At 66.1% G+C, this 17,049-nt stretch carries 11 protein-coding genes and 1 tRNA gene; 8 read left to right on the top strand and 4 right to left on the bottom strand.

The annotated features are described in order from the left end of the window. Positions 1–5 precede the first annotated feature (5 nt). Entirely contained in the window at positions 6–326 is a 321-nt protein-coding gene (locus ABWI04_RS04690) for a DMT family transporter (protein ID WP_345180653.1), read from the bottom strand. Continuing rightward, the gene (locus ABWI04_RS04685) at positions 326–1,069 is read right to left on the bottom strand and encodes an SDR family oxidoreductase (RefSeq protein WP_353831527.1); all 744 of its coding nucleotides are present in this window, start codon (positions 1,067–1,069) and stop codon (positions 326–328) included. Before ABWI04_RS04685 ends, ABWI04_RS04690 begins: the two co-directional genes overlap by 1 nt. 85 nt (positions 1,070–1,154) lie before the next feature. On the opposite strand from ABWI04_RS04685, the gene ABWI04_RS04680 reads away from it, so the two are divergent. The 3 genes from ABWI04_RS04680 (at position 1,155) to sthA (ending at position 4,110) form a co-directional block, all read left to right on the top strand. Next, positions 1,155–1,778: a TetR/AcrR family transcriptional regulator gene (locus tag ABWI04_RS04680; protein WP_353831526.1), complete on the top strand. Its 624-nt coding sequence runs from the start codon at positions 1,155–1,157 to the stop codon at positions 1,776–1,778. Positions 1,779–1,910: 132 nt separating this feature from the next. Further along, entirely contained in the window at positions 1,911–2,624 is a 714-nt protein-coding gene (locus tag ABWI04_RS04675; RefSeq protein ID WP_353831525.1) for an SDR family NAD(P)-dependent oxidoreductase, read from the top strand. A gap of 82 nt (positions 2,625–2,706) precedes the next feature. After that, positions 2,707–4,110, top strand: a complete 1,404-nt coding sequence (gene sthA, locus ABWI04_RS04670) for a Si-specific NAD(P)(+) transhydrogenase (RefSeq protein ID WP_353831524.1) — start codon at positions 2,707–2,709, stop codon at positions 4,108–4,110. On the opposite strand, the gene ABWI04_RS04665 is transcribed toward sthA, so the two are convergent. Then, a complete protein-coding gene (locus ABWI04_RS04665; RefSeq protein ID WP_345180665.1) occupies positions 4,107–4,520 on the bottom strand; it encodes an SsgA family sporulation/cell division regulator in 414 nt (137 codons plus the stop codon). The two genes, sthA and ABWI04_RS04665, sit on opposite strands and share 4 nt — an antisense overlap. A gap of 287 nt (positions 4,521–4,807) precedes the next feature. Here ABWI04_RS04665 and ABWI04_RS04660 point away from each other — a divergent pair, with 287 nt between their 5' ends. Beyond that, a complete protein-coding gene (locus ABWI04_RS04660) occupies positions 4,808–5,233 on the top strand; it encodes a TIGR02611 family protein (RefSeq protein WP_353831523.1) in 426 nt (141 codons plus the stop codon). A gap of 86 nt (positions 5,234–5,319) precedes the next feature. Beyond that, positions 5,320–5,391 (top strand) — tRNA-Val (locus ABWI04_RS04655). Between the two features lie 1,316 nt (positions 5,392–6,707). Here the strand turns inward: ABWI04_RS04655 and ABWI04_RS04650 are convergent. Continuing rightward, a complete protein-coding gene (locus tag ABWI04_RS04650; protein WP_353831568.1) occupies positions 6,708–6,932 on the bottom strand; it encodes a helix-turn-helix domain-containing protein in 225 nt (74 codons plus the stop codon). Between the two features lie 1,454 nt (positions 6,933–8,386). Here ABWI04_RS04650 and ABWI04_RS04645 point away from each other — a divergent pair. The 3 genes from ABWI04_RS04645 (at position 8,387) to ABWI04_RS04635 (ending at position 16,903) form a co-directional block, all read left to right on the top strand. Further along, positions 8,387–14,650 (top strand): DNRLRE domain-containing protein, encoded by a 6,264-nt coding sequence (locus ABWI04_RS04645; protein ID WP_353831522.1) that lies wholly within the window; start codon positions 8,387–8,389, stop codon positions 14,648–14,650. Positions 14,651–14,761: 111 nt separating this feature from the next. Further along, the gene (locus ABWI04_RS04640) at positions 14,762–15,208 is read left to right on the top strand and encodes a hypothetical protein (protein WP_345180059.1); all 447 of its coding nucleotides are present in this window, start codon (positions 14,762–14,764) and stop codon (positions 15,206–15,208) included. Positions 15,209–16,339: 1,131 nt separating this feature from the next. After that, complete coding sequence (locus ABWI04_RS04635; RefSeq protein ID WP_339153616.1) at positions 16,340–16,903, top strand: Uma2 family endonuclease; 564 nt, start codon at positions 16,340–16,342, stop codon at positions 16,901–16,903. Positions 16,904–17,049 lie beyond the last annotated feature (146 nt).

Below are 17,049 nucleotides of genomic sequence, written 5' to 3'. Positions count from 1 at the left end.
CCGCGCTAAGAGCTCTCCAGCACCTGCAGACCGACCACGCCGACGACGATCAGGCCGAGGAACGCCAGCCGGGCCGGCGACGCGCTCTCCCCGAACGCGATCATGCCGACCACCGCGACGCCGAGCGCCCCCAGCCCGACGAACACCGCGTACGCCGTCCCGACCGGCAGGGTTCGCAGCGACAACGACAGCACCACGACGCTGAGCAGCGCGACCGACAGGCCGATGACGGTCGGCCAGAGCTTCGTCAGGCCGTCCGACTGCTTCAGCGCCGTCGCCCACACCAGTTCCGTCAACCCCGCGATCAGCAGGAAAACCCAGGCCATCAGGCTGCATACCCCCCGTCCACGGCGATCGCCGCACCCGTGACATAGTCCCCGCCCGGGCCCGCCAGATGCGCGACCATCGCGGCGATCTCCTCGGCGCGCCCGTACCGCCCGAGGGCCGTGAACCCGCGCTCGAACTCGGCGTCGGGGGAGTCGGCGGGGTTCATCTCCGTGTCGGTCGAGCCCGGCTGCACCACGTTCGCGGTGATCCCGCGCGGCCCGAGATCGCGGGCCAGGCCCCGGGTGAGGCCCGTGAGCGCCGACTTGCTCATGGCGTACAGCGTCCACCCGGCATAGGGGACGCGCTCGGCGAGGCTGCTGCCGATGTTGATGACCCGCCCGCCCGGCCCGAGATGCCGGGACGCCGCCTGCGCCGCGACGAAGGCCGCCCGGACGTGGATCGCCAGGGTCCGGTCGAGCTCGTCGGCCGACACGTCCTCCAGCGGCCCGTAGGGGGCGATCCCGGCGTTGTTGACCAGGATGTCGAGCCGGCCCAGTTCCGCCGCCGCCCGGTCGACCGCCGCGACGACGGCCGCGGGGTCGGCCGCGTCCGCGGCGATGGCCAGCCCGCGCCCGCCCGCCGCCTCGATGTCGCGGACGACGGCGCGGGCCCGTTCCGGGGCCCGCACGTAGGTCACCGCGACGTCGGCGCCGTCCCGCGCCAGCCGCCGCGCGATCGCCGCCCCGATGCCGCGCCCGCCGCCCGTCACCAGCGCGGCCCGTCCCGTCAGCTCCGCCGTCATCTCAACTCCCTAACCGGAGAAAGTTCCACTTAGCGGAGCTTAACCGGAGAATATTCCGGATACAAACCCGTTAGGCTGGTATGCCGTGCCGAGAGGGGGCTGGATGCGGGAGCTGCCCGTGGTGGGGCGGCCGCCCGCCGAGCGCGCGGACGCGACGCACAACCGCCGCCGCATCCTGCGCGCGGCCGCGGAGATGATCGCGACCCGCGGGCCAGAGGCCGTCTCCATGGACGAGGTCGCGCGGGCCGCCGGGGTCGGCGTCGGCACCGTGTACCGCCGGTTCGGAGACCGGGCCCGGCTCGTCTACGCCGTGATCGACGACCTCGAGCGCGACTTCCAGGCCGCGTTCATCCAGGGCCCCCCGCCGCTCGGCCCGGGCGCGGCCCCCGCCGAGCGCGTCCGCGCCTTCCTGCACGCCCTGGCCGACCGCACCGAGGCCCAGGCGGACCTGCTGCTGATGGCCGAGGCCGACCCGCCCGAGGCCCGCTTCCGCGAGGGCTCCTACATGCTCTACCACCGGCATCTGGCGATGCTGCTCCGCGAGATCCGCCCCGGCGCCGACGCCGCCTACCTGGCCGACGCCCTCCTCGCCCCCCTCGCCGCGAACCTGTTCCTCTACCAGCGCCGGACGCGCGGCATGCCCCTCGACCGCATCAAGGCGGGCCTGGACACGCTCGCCGAAGACCTCACCGCACCCCGGGAGCGATGATCCTTCGCCGCCGTCCGGACGAGGGCGCCGGGAACCGTGAGGGCGAAGCCCAACCGCGCCCACCGACGGCGTGACCGGGCCCGGAGGCGGCCGTTTCAGAGGCGCGGCGCCAGCAGGGTGAACGCCTGGTCGATGAGGGCGGCGCGGTCGGCGGAGCCGTCAGAGCGCAGCCACTCGCGGGCGGCCGCGTCCAGCGCGGCGCCGGCGGCGGCGGACCTGGCCGCTCTGCGGCGCCTCGCCGAGCACGTCGCCGAGCGCTACGACCGCCTCGACGTCCTGGTCAACAACGCCGGGGGCATGAACGCCGAGCGGTGGCTCACGCGGGACGGCGTTGAGGCCACGTTCGCCGTCAACGTCCTCGCGCCGTACGCCCTCACCTGCCTGCTCCTGCCGATGCTGCGCGCGGCGGCCGCGCCGCGCGTGGTCAACCTGACCGGCGGCATGCCCGGCGGGACGATCGATCCCGGCAACCTGCAAGGGGAGAAGAAGTACCTCGGGTGGAGGTTCGCGCACTACAACCACGCCAAGACGGCCCTCATGGCGATGAGCCACCGGTTCGCCTCCCACCTGGACGGGGGGGACCGTCAACGTGGCCTACCCCGGCCACGCCTACACCCCGGGGAACCGGGCCACGCCCATGCGCGCGTTCCCCTACCTCTACCGGCCCGCCGCCCCGCTGATCAGGCTGCTGGGGCCCCTGCTCCAGCGTCCACCTGGCGTCCAGCCCGGAGATGGAGGGCGTCACCGGTGCGTATGTCGACGCCAGGGCGCGCCGCGCGGCCTGGCCGTCCGACGCGCGGGGGCAGCAGGCGGTGTGGTCGGCGTGCGAACGCCTCAGCGGTCTGAACCCGGGGTGAAGCCGTACGGGCCGGGGGAATCGTTCCCTGAAGCCCTTATCGGGCGGACCGCCAGGCGTCACACTGGCGGAGTGAGCGACTTCGATCTCCTCGTCCTCGGCTCGGGACCCGGCGGGCAGCGCGCGGCCATCGCCGCCGCCAAGCTCGGCCGCAAGGTCGGCATCGTCGACCGCCGCGACATGATGGGCGGTGTCTGCATCAACACCGGAACGATCCCGTCCAAGACGCTCCGCGAGGCCGTCCTCTACCTGACCGGCCTCAACCAGCGCGAGCTGTACGGGCAGAGCTACCGGGTCAAGGACGAGATCACCGTCGCCGACCTCGGGATGCGCACCCAGCACGTCATCGGCCGCGAGACCGACGTCGTCCGCAGCCAGCTCGCCCGCAACCGCGTCACCGTGCTGCCCGGCACCGGCCGCTTCCTGGAACCCGACACGATCGCCGTCAGCGGGGCCGGCGACCGCGAGCAGAAGCTCACCGCCGACCGCATCGTGATCGCGACGGGCACCCGTCCCGCCCGGCCCGAGACCGTCGACTTCGACGACCGGACGATCATCGACTCCGACGGCATCATCCACATGGACCGCATCCCCGAGACCATGGTCGTCGTCGGCGCCGGCGTGATCGGCATCGAGTACGCCTCCATGTTCGCCGCGCTCGGAACCAAGGTCACCGTCGTCGAGCGCCGCGAGCGCATGCTGGAGTTCTGCGACCTGGAGATCGTCGAGGCGCTCAAGTACCACCTGCGCGACCTGGCCGTCACCTTCCGGTTCCGCGAGAGCGTCGCGTCCGTCGAGCGGATGGCGCACGGCGCGATCACCGTCCTGGAGAGCGGCAAGCGGATCCCCGCCGACACCGTCATGTACTCCGCCGGACGCCACGGCATGACCGGCGACCTGTGCCTGGAGGCCGCGGGCCTCACCGCCGACCACCGCGGCCGGATCAAGGTCGACGAGCACTACCGCACCGAGGTCCCGCACATCTACGCGGTCGGGGACGTGATCGGGTTCCCCTCGCTCGCGGCCACCTCGATGGAGCAAGGCCGCCTCGCCGCCCACCACGCCTGCGACGAGCCCGTCTCGCAGATCCACGAGACCCAGCCCATCGGCATCTACACCATCCCCGAGATCAGCTTCGTCGGCCTCACCGAGGACGCCCTGACCGAGGCCAAGGTCCCCTTCGAGGTGGGCGTGTCCCGCTACCGCGAACTGGCCCGCGGCCAGATCATCGGGGACTCCTACGGGATGCTGAAACTCCTCGTCTCACCGGAGGACCGGCGCCTCCTCGGCGTCCACGTCTTCGGCACCGGCGCCACCGAGCTCGTCCACATCGGCCAGACGGTCATGGGCTGCGGCGGCACGATCGACTACCTGGTCAACGCCGTCTTCAACTACCCCACCCTGGCCGAGTCCTACAAGGTCGCCGCCCTGGACGCCATGAACAAGATGCGCCACATCGCCCGCCTGTCCGGCTAGGACGGCCAGAGCAGGTTCTCCAGCTCGGCGTCGATGTCGATGAACTCGCTCTCCTCGCCGGCGGGCACCGCCTGGTACGTCCGGTGGAGGAAGTCGGCGAGAGGGGAGAGCGGCACCTCGAACAGCGCGTCCCCGAACGGGGAGGACAGCGCGATGTTGAGCGTGCCGTCGTCCTCGCCGGGCCAGACCTCCACGTCCCCGTTCCCGACCTTGCGCACGATGCCGACGGTGAGCAGCTCCCGAGCGAAGATCCACTCGACCGGCTCGTCGTCGCCCACGTAGAAGGCCATCCGGATCGCGTACGGGTCGTCGGCCGCGTACTCCAGCCCGGCCAGCAGAGGGACGGTCGTGCGGTCGGGGACGACGAGACGAAGGCCCAGCTCTGCTGAGACGGTGGTACTGCTGTTCATGGCCATTCCCTCTTACGTCGGTCCCGCTGGCTCACGGGGTGCCTCGGTGGCGGTACTCCTTCCCACCGACATCCCCGCGATCTATGACGCCTAACTGCCTGAACTCGGCCGAACATTCCGGCGTCCCCGGCGTTTGTGATCCATCTCACCATAGCAAAACCCGCGTCTGACCTGGGCAAAAGCGGATCATTCGCAAGATTCCTTCGTGCCGCCCCGCCTGCCCCGCGGCCCGATCCGCCCACCCTCGCGGCCTCCCGAGCGCCCATCCGCTGGCTTAGAGTAAAACCGTGGCAATAAATCATGAAAAGGACGCCCCGCCCCCGGAACCGCGCCTCTCCCACCGCTTCCGCGCCCGCATCCGGCGCAACCCGCTCCTCAACACCGCCTGGCGCGCCGGCGTCTTCCTCACCGGTGCCGCCGTCCTCGCCGGCGGCCTGATCATGATGGTGACCCCCGGCCCCGGCCTCCTCGGCATCGTCATCGGCCTCGCCATCCTCGCCACCGAGTTCGCCTGGGCCCAGCGCGCCCTCCACCGCGCCAGGACCGCCGCCGACCGAGCCAAGGAGAAGGCCCTCGACCCCCGCGCCCGCCGCCGCAACACCATCCTCGGCGCCCTCGCCGCCGCCGCCCTGGCGGCCGCCCTGACCGCCTACCTGGCCGTCTACGGCGCCACCCTCCCCTGGAACATCGAAGACCCCACCTTCTGGACCTGACCCAAGCCCCGCACCCCCGCAAACCGGCGCGCGACCACCCCCGCAGATGCGCTAGAGTTTCCGACGTCGGAACACGCGTTCCGCAGGGGCGATTAGCTCAGTGGGAGAGCGCTTCGTTCACACCGAAGAGGCCACTGGTTCGAACCCAGTATCGCCCACGTTTTGCCAGGTCAGAGGCTTGCTTGAATGAAGAGCAGGCCTCTTTGGCGTTGTCGCAGCTCCGAAGAGGTCACGGGTTTCGGTCCAGCAGTGCGCGGCCTCGCGCCCGCAGGGCGGCTTCTTGGGGCTCCGGGGGCGGCCACGGGGGCCCGGTGGGAGGAATTCGGGAGATCATCCTTCTCCCGCCGCGAACGAGGCCACAAGAAGACCGTGCTACCAGTCACTCTACGCGGTCGAAGTCGGGTTGAGTGCTCGCCGCATGTCCGCTCAGGAACCACGAGCCGGGGTGGGCTGGAGTCTGCCTTGTGGCATGCCCGACGGGCCGGTGTGAAGGGGGCCTGCGTCCTGCTTTGGGCCGGGTGCAGATAGCAGGTCACCTGGATCGTCTGGAGGCGTCGCTGCTGCAACGTAGAACCGTCTGACCCGTCCCGGGGAAGGCCCGCTGGTATGGCGCGGCCTTCACCGGCTCCGGCTTCGCGGTCATCCGCGCATGCCGTGACGTCCTGCTGGGCGCAGACCCGCCGGTCGCCGTGCTCGAACGAGCCGTCCGCTGCCTCGTCAAGACCCGCGAGGCCGTCACCACTACCGTGCATCCCGCCGGCACCGTCATCTCTTGCGATGGAGGCGATCTCCGCTGGCAGAACCGGCCGGCCATCGGGCCAACGCTGTCCTCACCGCCCCCGCTCCGGCATGACCGACGAGAAGCAGCGCTGGATACCAGTGGCCTTTTGCTTACGCTCCCGCTCCTTCTCGCGGAGAGCAGTACAGAGCAGATGTGAACAATGTAGTGATCTACAACGTAAAGGCTTCGTCCGGTCCTGCGGTACCGCGATTTTGTCCTGTGGACACGAGTGCGGACGAGTTGGCGGTTGCGGTGGCTACCGCCCGGCGGGCCGGGTATTCGCCCGTTCGTAGCGCAGATGCTCGGAAATCTGCGCTTCCGGCGCGGTCTGCAGCACCGTCTTGGTGGCACCGGGCAAGCCCGTCTGGGCCCGCCGGCGACACCCCTGCCTGGGCCCGCTCGATCAGCTCGGCGGAGGCCCGGACATCCAGCCCGCCCGACCGCTCGTCGTCGCTCGCAGATAATCTCGCCGGGTGGGGGCAACGGCCCCAGCCTTGAGGGTCACCACCCCAGCTCTCCGTGGACCAGAGGAACGCCGCCGGCGGCCTGACCGCGCCCCACGAGATCCTTGAAGGTGTGCCACATGGAGCGGCGTACCTCAACGAAACCGATCGACTTCGCCGGGGTATGTCGGAGGTAACCCCATGGTTGACGATGTCGAACTCGGCAGCGCCATCGTCAGCTGTGACGCCGCTAGGAGACGAGTGGTGAACGTGTGAACCAGGGGGTCTGCCGCCCTGGTTCAAGGCTGTCCGCCGCGAGCGTGACGAGGCATGCGACGGCCCGGCCGGGCAGATCGAAACACAGCTCTTCCTTCGTGGCGTAGTGACGATAGATCGACCCGATACTCGAATCTGCTCCGAGCGCGGTGTCGCGGATGGTCGACACCGCAAACCCCCGGCGGGCGAACACCCGTATGGCAGCCGCCTGGATGACCTTGCGTGCCGCCGCTCGCAGCGCCGCAATCCACTCGACAGTGCGCGCATAAACCCTCCAAGGGGAGATGAACCTTCGTTCGTCCTGTCAAGAGCGTCGGTCTGACGGCCGCGGGCACCCAGCCCGCCCGGGCCGGGTGTGCGGCCTGGCGGCTGGTCCCGGCATTCCGGGGGTTCATCACGCTGGCCGTGTTCATCTGCGAGCTGATCACGGAGGACATCAACGAGAGCCCGACAGGTCGCATGCATCCGCGGACGGCAGCTTGGCGGTTGACTGACGCTGACGCCAGTCAGGTTCGCCAAGTCCGAGCTCTACTCACCCGCCTGAAGCCTTGCGTCCCCTATCGTCTGGTTGCTGTCCGTCGGTCATTCCCCACTCTAGGTATACGTGCTTAAGTAAAAGGGCCGGTCCTGCGTCACCGAAGGCCCACATTTTGCCGTTCCGGATTCTCGTTGTTATGTCAGCGCTGCCATGGACTTGCCCAGCTGACGAGGTGCAAGTTCCGCAGCCGGTGGGCTGTCGCACGAGATGTGGCGTCGTAGACGACCAGCAACGGCTCGTTTCGGTTGAGTCGCGGAGCGCGACGTCTTTCAGGTCCACTGTCGGCCAGAAAATGGTTCGAAGTAAGGTGCTTTTGGGTCACCCCAACTGATGATTTGATGCTGACCGTAAAGCGGGCAATCATCGACGACTCCCTAGCTCGACAGCTCATATTTCTCTCAGGTTATTCTTGATGTTTCTGCGGAAGAACGGCTTGAGTGACTCAAGTTTCATCGATTTCAAAGTCGGATAATGGCATCTGGTTTGAGTCGAAGTCTATCCAGATTGACAGAATGAGATATTTCGCTCGCGACTTTCGTATAGGCAGTCCATATATCTTTGCTGGCAGCCAACGCGAATTCGCATCGACAATCTTTTGCGTTCCTATTTGGCGATGCCACAAACCTTGACTCGGCGTTGCTGTACGCTCTTGACCTGAGAATTTGCATAATGATTGCAAATATGGGCTGTGACCTTTAGACGGTGTGCGGGGTTGTCTGTCGCGATTGGGAGAGCTTTGCTGGGCAGCCTGCTTCTCTGTGAAAGTCGCCTCCTTTGCGAGGGGATGCTTGACGAGTGCTCGCGGTGACCTGGTCTACTATCCGCTCCGTCGCGGATCGTCTTGTCTTGCGATAGTTTCTTGGAGTCGGATTATCTCGTGAGCCGTCTCCCGGTACGGATTTCATGTCAGAGTCGTTATTTGTGATTCCTGAGCGACGCGTTGCCAGGGGAGTCCGTTGTCTGCACCTTGAGTGATCTATGTCATAGCCATGTGCGAGAACCTGACCGTTCCTCTGCGAGGACGCGCTGGTTACGTTTAGGCCGACGTTGGCGATCTTGCCTATGGGTCTGCCTCTGGAGCTTGTGTGAGCTGGTTTCGGCGTGTAGCAGCTGTTATGTCGGTGTCGTTGGCAGGATCGTTCCTCCAAATCAGCCCCTTTTCGCTGATGAACGCGGCGCTCGCGGATCCCGCGTCGCAGGCCGGCAAGCCGGGGCAATGGGCCACGAGCGCAGAGACTGCGGCCTCGGCTCGGATGCTCGCGCGATTGTCCCGACGACCTGTGGAAGCGTTGTCCGAGCGGACGGAGACTTCTTCGACCTGGGTAAACCCGGATGGCTCGCGTACAACTGAGCTGTACGCAGGACCGGTCCGCTTCGTGCAGGCGGGAAAGTGGATTGACGTTGACGTCACCTTGCAGGCAGTCGGTGCGGATGGTGCGGTGGTCCCGCGCGCGCATCCCCGGGGCCTGAGGCTCGGAGGCCAGGGCGGGAGACGACTACGATCCTTCGGCGAAGCGAAGGCTGCCGAGCGTGATGCCCGTGATCTGGTAACGCTCGGGTCAGGCGACGAGCAGGTTGTCCTGCAGTGGAGGGGTGGGCTGCCGAGGCCGCTTCTGGAGGGAAACCGGGCTACCTACCCCGATGCCATCGACAGGTCGGCGGACGTGGTGGTCGAAGCTACGCGAATGGGTTTCGAGCAATACGTGAAGCTCAAGAAGCCACCGACGGGCTCAGGTGGCCTCTCCTACACGATGCCGTTGAAGGTCAAGGGCTTGAAGGCGGACGCCCAAAGCGACGGGTCGGTGCTCTTCGCCGAAGCTGAGACAGGAAAACGCAGGGCGTACCTGCCTGCGCCGGTGATGTGGGACTCCACGTCGGCAGACGGGGTGAGCGACCATCCGCATAAGGCCAAGGTCGGGGTGAAGGTGAAGACGCGGCGTTACGGCGTCGATCTGGTATTCACGCCGGACCCGGGATTCCTTGCCGACCCGAAGACGGTTTGGCCGGTGACAGTCGACCCGTCCACGAGCGCGTTGGCGAACGTCTTCGACACTCGGGTACAGCGGGGCGAGACGGTCGACTGGTCTGCGGACTCCGAGTTGTACTGGGGCAATCCAGGAACCAAGAACGCTGACGGCACCAGCCGGGAGGCACGGGCGTTCATCAACTGGAAGACCGCACCGATTGCCGACGCGCTTGTGTCCAAGGCCACGCTGTCCTTGTACAACTTCCACTCGGGAAACTCCGATTGTGCGGCGTACACGTGGGAAGCTGTGGACACCGCACTTGCTTCAACGGCCTCGCGCTGGACGGCTCAGCCGGCTTGGAGGACCACCAAAGCGACCTCGACTGAGACCAAGGGGCGAGACGGCTGTGGAGGCGACGGCTGGATCAATGCAGACGTCACCAACCTAGCCCAGACCTGGGCATCGGCGAAGAACACGACTTCCGGCATGGGACTGCGGGCACCCGACGAGGTCAGCACCAAGTACTGGAAGCAAGTGAACTCGGGCAACGCGGCGAGCAATGTCCCCAAGTTGACGGTCACCTACAACTACCGTCCGAAGACTCCCACGAACCCACAGGCGGGTCCGCCTTACCTGGCGCACGGCGGCGTCTACGCAGTCAACACCCTCCGACCGACTCTGCGTGCGACGATCGGCGATGCCAACGGCGACAAAGTCAAAGGCAACTTCCAGATCTTCGATGCCGCGACCAACACACAGGTCGGAGATGTGCTGTCGTCAGCGTCCGTCCTCCCAGGTCAACAAGCCTCGGTCACAGTCCCGGACGGTGTGTTGAGCAACGGCAAGACCTACAAGTTCCGCGTAGGCGGCTATGACGGCACCCACTACGGCACTATCTGGTCGGATTACTGCGCCTTCACGGTGGACACCACCAGCCCGTCCGCGCCAAGCGCCGTGGGATCAACGGACTACCCGTCCAACGCATGGGTGAAAGGTGCCGGGCAAGCGGGAAAGTTCACCGCCACACCACCCTCTGCGGACCACCAATGGTTGGAGTGGTCGCTGGATGGGACGAACTGGAACAAGGTGGTAACGAGCGGCGCAGCGGGTGCCAAGACCTTCTCGGTGACGCCGCCCAGTGACGGCACCCAGGTTCTACAGATCCGCACGATGGACAAGGCCGGCAATGTGTCCGAGCCGGCCTCCTACACCTTCCACGTCGGTCCCGGCGGGTTCGACAGCCCGACGGAGGGCCAGCGCACGGCCCGTCGCGTGCCCTTGGTGGCCGAAGGCAACCCGACCAAGTATGACAAGGTGACGTTCGCCTGGCGGCGAAGTGACGCCGACCCATGGACGCCGATCCCGCCCGCTCACATTGCCTCCGGCGACACTGCGCTTTCCTCTTGGCCGGTCCCCCTGACCAACGGCAAGAACGCATCACTCGCCTGGAACGCGGTCACAACGGTCAACCCGGACGGCAACGTCCAAGTGCGAGCTGAGTTCGCCGGCCCCAACGGCGCCGTCGGCCAGTCGCAGCCGTTGGCCCTTGTGGTCGACCGCAACGCAGACGGTGCCGCGACCAAGACGGTCGGTCCAGGCGCAGTGAACCTTCTGACCGGTAACTACTCTCTGCAGGAGACCGACGTCTCGCTTTTCGGAATGTCGGTGTCCCGCACGGCCTCGTCCCGGTTGCCCGGCGCCGGGGCCGAGCAGGAAGGGCAAGCCCCCATTTTCGGAGGTCAATGGGTAGCGGGTGTCTCCGCCGACCCGACGGACACCGACTACTCTCACCTGCGTAAAACCTCGGAGACCTCGTTGGACGTGGTTGAGGAGGACGGATCAGCGCTGCACTTCACGGCCAATGCTGACCAGACGGGGTGGGTTCCCGAGCCTGGGAACGAAGACCTCAAACTCACAGGCTCCTTCACCGGCACGTTCACGTTGACCGAGAGCACATCTGGAGCCGTCACCCGCTTCGCCAAGACCGAACCGAACGCGGTCACCTGGCAGGTGACGACTTCCTTGCGGGCTGGCTTGGACGACACTACGGCCAACGTCGTGTCCGAGGCCGTAACGGTCGATGGCAAGAAGCTCGCTCGTCCGAAGCGAATCATCGGTGCCTCCAGCGGCGTAGCATCGAGCACCTGTGAGAACTCTCCCTCGACCCGCGGATGCCGCGTGCTCGAATTCACCTACGCCACCGCCACCACCGCCACGGCTAGCGCGTTCGGCGACTATGTCGGCCAGGTCAGCGAAGTAAGGCTGTGGGCCACCAAGCCTGGAGCCAGTGCCGCTGAGGCGATCCCGGTCGTCCGATATGCCTACGACGACAGAGGACACTTGCGGCGGCGATGGGATCCACGGATCACTCCGCTCCTGCAGACCCAGTACGGCTATGACGACGCCGGACGAGTAATCGAGCTGACGCCGCCGGGGCAGCTCCCCTGGACCTTCACCTACGGAAGCGCGGGGAAAACCGAGACGGCCGGTGCGGGCATGCTGCTGAAAGCGTCGCGCCCCGCGCTCAAGCAGGGCAGTACCGACACGGTTGAGGGGGACGCCGTCACGGCGCTCGTCTACGATGTGCCCGTCACCGGGGCCAAGGCTCCTGTGGAACTCGGCATCGTCGGACGGTCCCGGTGGGGGCAGACCGAGAGTCCGACCGACGGGACCGCGATTTTTCCCTCCGACGCGACACCCGCTTCCCACACAGGTGATGACCTGTCGGCCGGAGACTACAGACGCGCTGCCATCACCTACCTCAACGCCTCCGGCCGGGAAGTGAACACCGCGAACACCGCCAGCTTCGTCACGACGACCGAATATGACCGATACGGCAACAAGGTGCGTGCCCTGAGCGCCGCCAACCGGAACATCGCGCTCGGCGGAACCGCCGCCGACCAGCAAGCCCTCACTGAGCTGGGGATCGCGAACCTGCCGAGTGCTGAGCGCGCCGAAATGCTCTCCGAACGGACCACCTACAGCGACGATGGGGTGCAGGAACTACAAAAGCTAGGACCGTTGCATCAGGTGACCCTCGATCAGGATCTGATCGTCTCCAATGAGAAGGTCGCGGCATCTGGCTTGCTGGTCATGGCGCGTCCCTGGAAACAGAACGAGTATGACGCGGGACGCCCCACCGACGGTTCCGCCGTCGTCCAGGATCAGGTCACCAAAGTCAGCGAGGGAGCCCAGTTGCCCGCCTATCCCACCGTACTGGCGGACGGCCGAGTGCAGACCACCAGCTATGACTGGGCCAAGGGCGTTCCCTCCGCCACCACCGAAGACCCCGGAAGCCTGTCGATCACCCGGCAGGTCGAGTACGACTCCAGAGGCAGAGAGACCAAGAGCACGCAGCCCAAGAGCTCCGGCACGGACGCCGGAGCGAGAGTGACCACCTACTACAGCGCCGACGGCACCGGGCCCTGCGGTGGACGCCCCGAATGGGCTGATCTGGTTTGCACGACCGGACCGGCCGGAGTGATCACTGGCGGTGGCTCCAATCCATCGGAACTGGCGACCACCCGTACCGAATACGGACTGTACGGGCAGCCCACGACCGTCACCGAGACCGCCAACGGTGCGACCCGGACTACGACGACGACTCACGACGATGCCGGGCGGCCTGTCAAGACCACCGTCTCGGGCGGTTCGGGCGCGGCGGTTCCCGAAACTACGACCACTTATGACAGCGTCACAGGGCTGACCACGACCAGCGCTTCCCCGACCGGTGGAACGATCACCCGCGGCTACGACAAGCTAGGCCGGCAGACGTCCTACACCGACGCCGACGGCGGCATGACCAAGGCCGAGTACGATCGGCTGGGCCGCCCGGTCAAGGTGACCGACTCGGCACCGTCCACCACCACCTACACCTACGACACCGCGGTAGACCCCCGCGGTGTGCCAACCGCGATCACTGACTCAGTCGCCGGTACCTTCAGTGGCCGGTACGACGCGGACGGGCGAGTGTACGAGCAGACGCTTCCCGGCGGATACACCACGACCACCACCACCGACACGGCCGGGAACCCCGTCGCACGCTCCTACACTCGCAACAGCGACGGCATGATCGTGGCCAGCGACACCCAGACAGTCTCGATCTTCGGGCAGGCCACCACGCGGGTCGGCACACCCGGCGGTGTCACACAGCAGACCTACCGATACGACAAGCTGGGCCGCCTCGTCCAGGCTGAGGACACCACGGACAACATCTGCACCCGTCGCTCGTACGGCTTCGACGACAACACCAACCGGAACCTTCTGAGAACTCTGGTCAGCGAGCCGGGGATCGACTGCCCTGCCAGTGGAGGAACAAGCCTGACCTCCAACTACGACTCCGCCGACCGGCTGGTCAACAGCGGCTACGCCTACGATGCCTTCGGTCGCACCATCTCTGTGCCCGGCGGTGCTGGCTACTCCTACTACGCCAACGATCTGGTCCGTCAGCAGACCGCCGGGAGCCAGCGCAGGACCTGGCAACTGGATGCAGCCATGCGCTATCGGTCATGGACCACCGAGACGAACACGTCTGGCACCTGGAACCAGCTCGAGGCAAAGCTCAACCACTACGGAGACGACTCCGACAGACCCCGCTGGATCGTTGAGAACACCGCCACTGGCGCCATCAGCAGGAACATCGTCGGGCTCACCGGCGAACTGGCCGCCACCACCGCCAAGACTGGAGGTACCGCACTCTATCTGAACACCCTGCGCGGCCACGTCGCGGTCATCTTGCCACTAGACGCCGGTCAAGCGCCGACTGTCATCGACACCGACGAATACGGCAACCAACGCCAGGGCTCGCCATCCATCCGCTATGGCTGGCTCGGCGGGTACCAACGCTCTAGCGAAACCCTCACCGGGGTGTCGCTCATGGGCGTTCGCCTCTACGACCCCAACACTGGCCGCTTCCTGCAGACCGATCCCGTGCACGGCGGAAACGAAAACGCCTACGAATACTGCACCGCGGACCCGGTCAACTGCACCGACCTCGACGGCAGAATCTCTTGGCGAAAGCTCTTTCGGCACTTCATCGAAAGCGGTGTCTGCATGCGCCTGGGATTCGGTTCGTGTATCAAGGCGGTCAGCATATCGGTAAATGCTGCTAAATGGTCAAAAGGCCTGGGGGGCAGTGGAATCACCAACGCTGTTCGTCATTTCATCTGGCAGGGTAGCCTCACGTTCTATCTGGGCTACAGGGCGGCGAAGCTGATCGGAGACGCTCATGAGATCTACGAGTCTGGCAATGATACGGCGAAGGATCGATACAATAACTTCATAGCCCGGTGGTTCGCGCGTGCCTATCGAGGCACATTGCGGGTGTTCAACTACTACTGGGGAGCTAACGGCGTCTTCTACCTCCTTAGATATTATGGATACTGGTACTATCGTTACGGCTATCTAATGTAGCGACGCATCGGCGCGGCCAAAGCTTGGCCGACCCGTACCGCGCTCCTAGCGCAAGGGCGTGCGGAACGATGGGATGCGACTGTCTCACCGAAAAGCAAGGACGGTTCTTCGATGTCTGCCAAACGCGCCCTTCCTTGGGGGTTGGTAGCTTCGGTTCTGCTGGTTCAAACCCTGTCGGGGTGTGGCCCGACACAGCCGGTCGATCTTCGGTGCGGCAAGGATGCGAAAAGGGTTCTTCAGCAACTTGAAGATGCCGTGATTCCGTTCATCCCACGAGGTGATATCGGCTCAATCGAGCGACTCGAAGGATGTGATTCCGGTGACAACCCGACACTGACCGTCAGTTTTCGAGAAGGCGTCAGTCGGGCTGGCATCGTGAAGGGTCTTGCCGTTTCGCCTTGGAGGCCGGCGACGGCTGCGCTAGTCGAACGATATGGTGCGAGAATGGACTCCAACGTCTACGAACGCCCAGTGGCGTCACGTCGTGTCGTGGTCATGGTCGAAGAATCTCCGCTAAACCAAAGCGCTGTGGAGTTGACCGCGGAATTCTTTGACTGAGCCTTTAGGGAAGGTGTCTTTATGAGTGGTGATCGCCCCGGAAGTGCGGGTGGATGGATAATTGACCGGCTTCCGCGTCAAAGCGAGGCCGCGCTTTAATGACCTTTGGCTCGCATTGGTCCTCTGCTGCGCCAAGCGGGCACCCCTGGTTTACCTGACGCTGCCTGGGGCCCCATCGGAGAGCGCCTGCTCGTGGACTGTCACGGTAAGCCACCTTCGCGGTCGGCTGCGGTCGGCCACGCGCCGGTGACAGAAACAGCGCGCTATCTGTGGGAGAGCGCAGTGGACTTGATCTGCCCTGATGTGCGCTGTGCTGTGCTGAAAGATGTTGTCTGACCTGCGACGATGTCGAGAGGCGGCTTTTCTCGGGCTTGATCGATCGTGTTCACCGAAGAGGCCACTGGTTCGAACCCAGTATCGCCCACCCCAAGTTTCCACAGGTCAGAGCGTTGTCCATGGCGCGATCTCGTGTGTCGCGATGGTCGCTTCGTAGTCTCGGGAGCCAGTTTCGGGAGCCACCGTACGCTTCGCAGATTCCCGAAGCGCTCACCCAGGCGGTCGATCATGGTGACTGCGTCGTTCTGGTCGGCCGAGTTCGGCAACGGAAGCCGTACTGGCCTTCTTGAGAACCTCGTTGGCTCGCTTGCAGTCAACGTCTCGGGCGCAACCGCTTCAGCTGCTGGCGCTTGACCGAGGAGCGCGATGAAGGTCTTCGGCAAGGCGGCCGCTGACAGCGTCGGACCCGCTCTCGGCGGCCGCTGCCCTGGCCGACAGTTGCAGGCCCGCAGAGTTCGTCGTGCTTGACGACGCCTTCCGCGGCGGTGATGCGCGCCATGGTCGAGATGCCAGTGACCGGCTGTGCCCGTGCAGCCAGGCTGGGCGTGGGCCGGGTGGGCCGGGTGGGCCGGTCCTGGTAAGTGCTGTGTGCTGCTGTCCGGTCCAGGCCTCTTGCGTGGGACGTCCAAACGGTCATCTTTACACCGAAGGGGCCGTTGGCGACTCGCGTTGCCGTCGAGCGCAGGTGTTGCGGACCTTCCTCCAGGTCCGGGTCGACGTCCAGTCCGAGGGCGGGCCTCGGTGCTAGTTTGTGGATGAGCTGCCAGGACCGTTGAGACCGCGAGGAGAGCTCTGATGACGGCGATGCCTGAAGAGCCGCCGTTCGTCCGTGATGACCTGAGAGAGGCGCTCGCCGCGCTCGAGGTGATGCCGGGTTTCCGGGCCGAGCTGGTGGATGGAGAGATCATCGTGTCCCCGACTCCCGATGGGCAGCACGAGACCATCATCGTGGCGGTCGACGACTGGGTTCGTGACGTCCACGGCCTGCGGTTGCACCGAAACCTGACGCTGATCAGCCCGGAGGGGGAGTACGTACCCGACGGGATCGCCGCTCCCAAGGGTGCGTTTGCGGGACGCGAGTGGCACAGCAAGCCCGACGGGGTGGCGATGGTGTTGGAAGTGACGTCGGGGAGTCGGCGGGATCGCAAGGGCGCCGAACGGGACCGCGGGCCCAAGCGGCGCGGCTACGCTGCCGCCGATATCCCGCTGTACCTGCTGATCGACCGGTTGGACGGAAAGGCCACGATCTTCTCCGAGCCGCGCGGGGATGACTACGCCCACATCGTCTCGGTCGCCTTGGGGGAGGACCTCCCCATCCCCGCCCCGCTCGAAGGCGTGCTCCCCACCCGCGATTTCTGACCGCTCCCGCCCCGGCGCATGGAACCCCGCGCTGCGGGAGTCGTACCGTCGCGCGACTCCGTCGACCGATAGGCGGCTTCTTCTTCGTGGACGTCGGGACGGGCGAGCCCATCAGCGGCTCGCTCACCGAGGCCGCCGGCGGGCGA

The sequence above is a fragment of the Actinomadura sp. NPDC000929 genome (genome assembly GCF_040492065.1).
GTDB lineage: Bacteria > Actinomycetota > Actinomycetes > Streptosporangiales > Streptosporangiaceae > Spirillospora > Spirillospora verrucosospora.
The sequence above is the reverse complement of the archived record's forward strand: the minus strand, read 5'-3'. Positions and strand labels throughout refer to the sequence as shown.

Bases quoted from the DNA above. Each gene is read 5' to 3' on its own strand.
- ABWI04_RS04665 (WP_345180665.1), bottom strand. From the start codon at position 4,520: ATGAACAGCAGTACCACCGTCTCAGCAGAGCTGGGCCTTCGTCTCGTC.
- ABWI04_RS04685 (WP_353831527.1), bottom strand. From the start codon at position 1,069: ATGACGGCGGAGCTGACGGGACGGGCCGCGCTGGTGACGGGCGGCGGG.
- ABWI04_RS04635 (WP_339153616.1), top strand. From the start codon at position 16,340: ATGACGGCGATGCCTGAAGAGCCGCCGTTCGTCCGTGATGACCTGAGA.
- ABWI04_RS04675 (WP_353831525.1), top strand. From the start codon at position 1,911: ATGAGGGCGGCGCGGTCGGCGGAGCCGTCAGAGCGCAGCCACTCGCGG.
- ABWI04_RS04645 (WP_353831522.1), top strand. From the start codon at position 8,387: ATGTCGGTGTCGTTGGCAGGATCGTTCCTCCAAATCAGCCCCTTTTCG.
- ABWI04_RS04640 (WP_345180059.1), top strand. From the start codon at position 14,762: ATGTCTGCCAAACGCGCCCTTCCTTGGGGGTTGGTAGCTTCGGTTCTG.
- ABWI04_RS04690 (WP_345180653.1), bottom strand. From the start codon at position 326: ATGGCCTGGGTTTTCCTGCTGATCGCGGGGTTGACGGAACTGGTGTGG.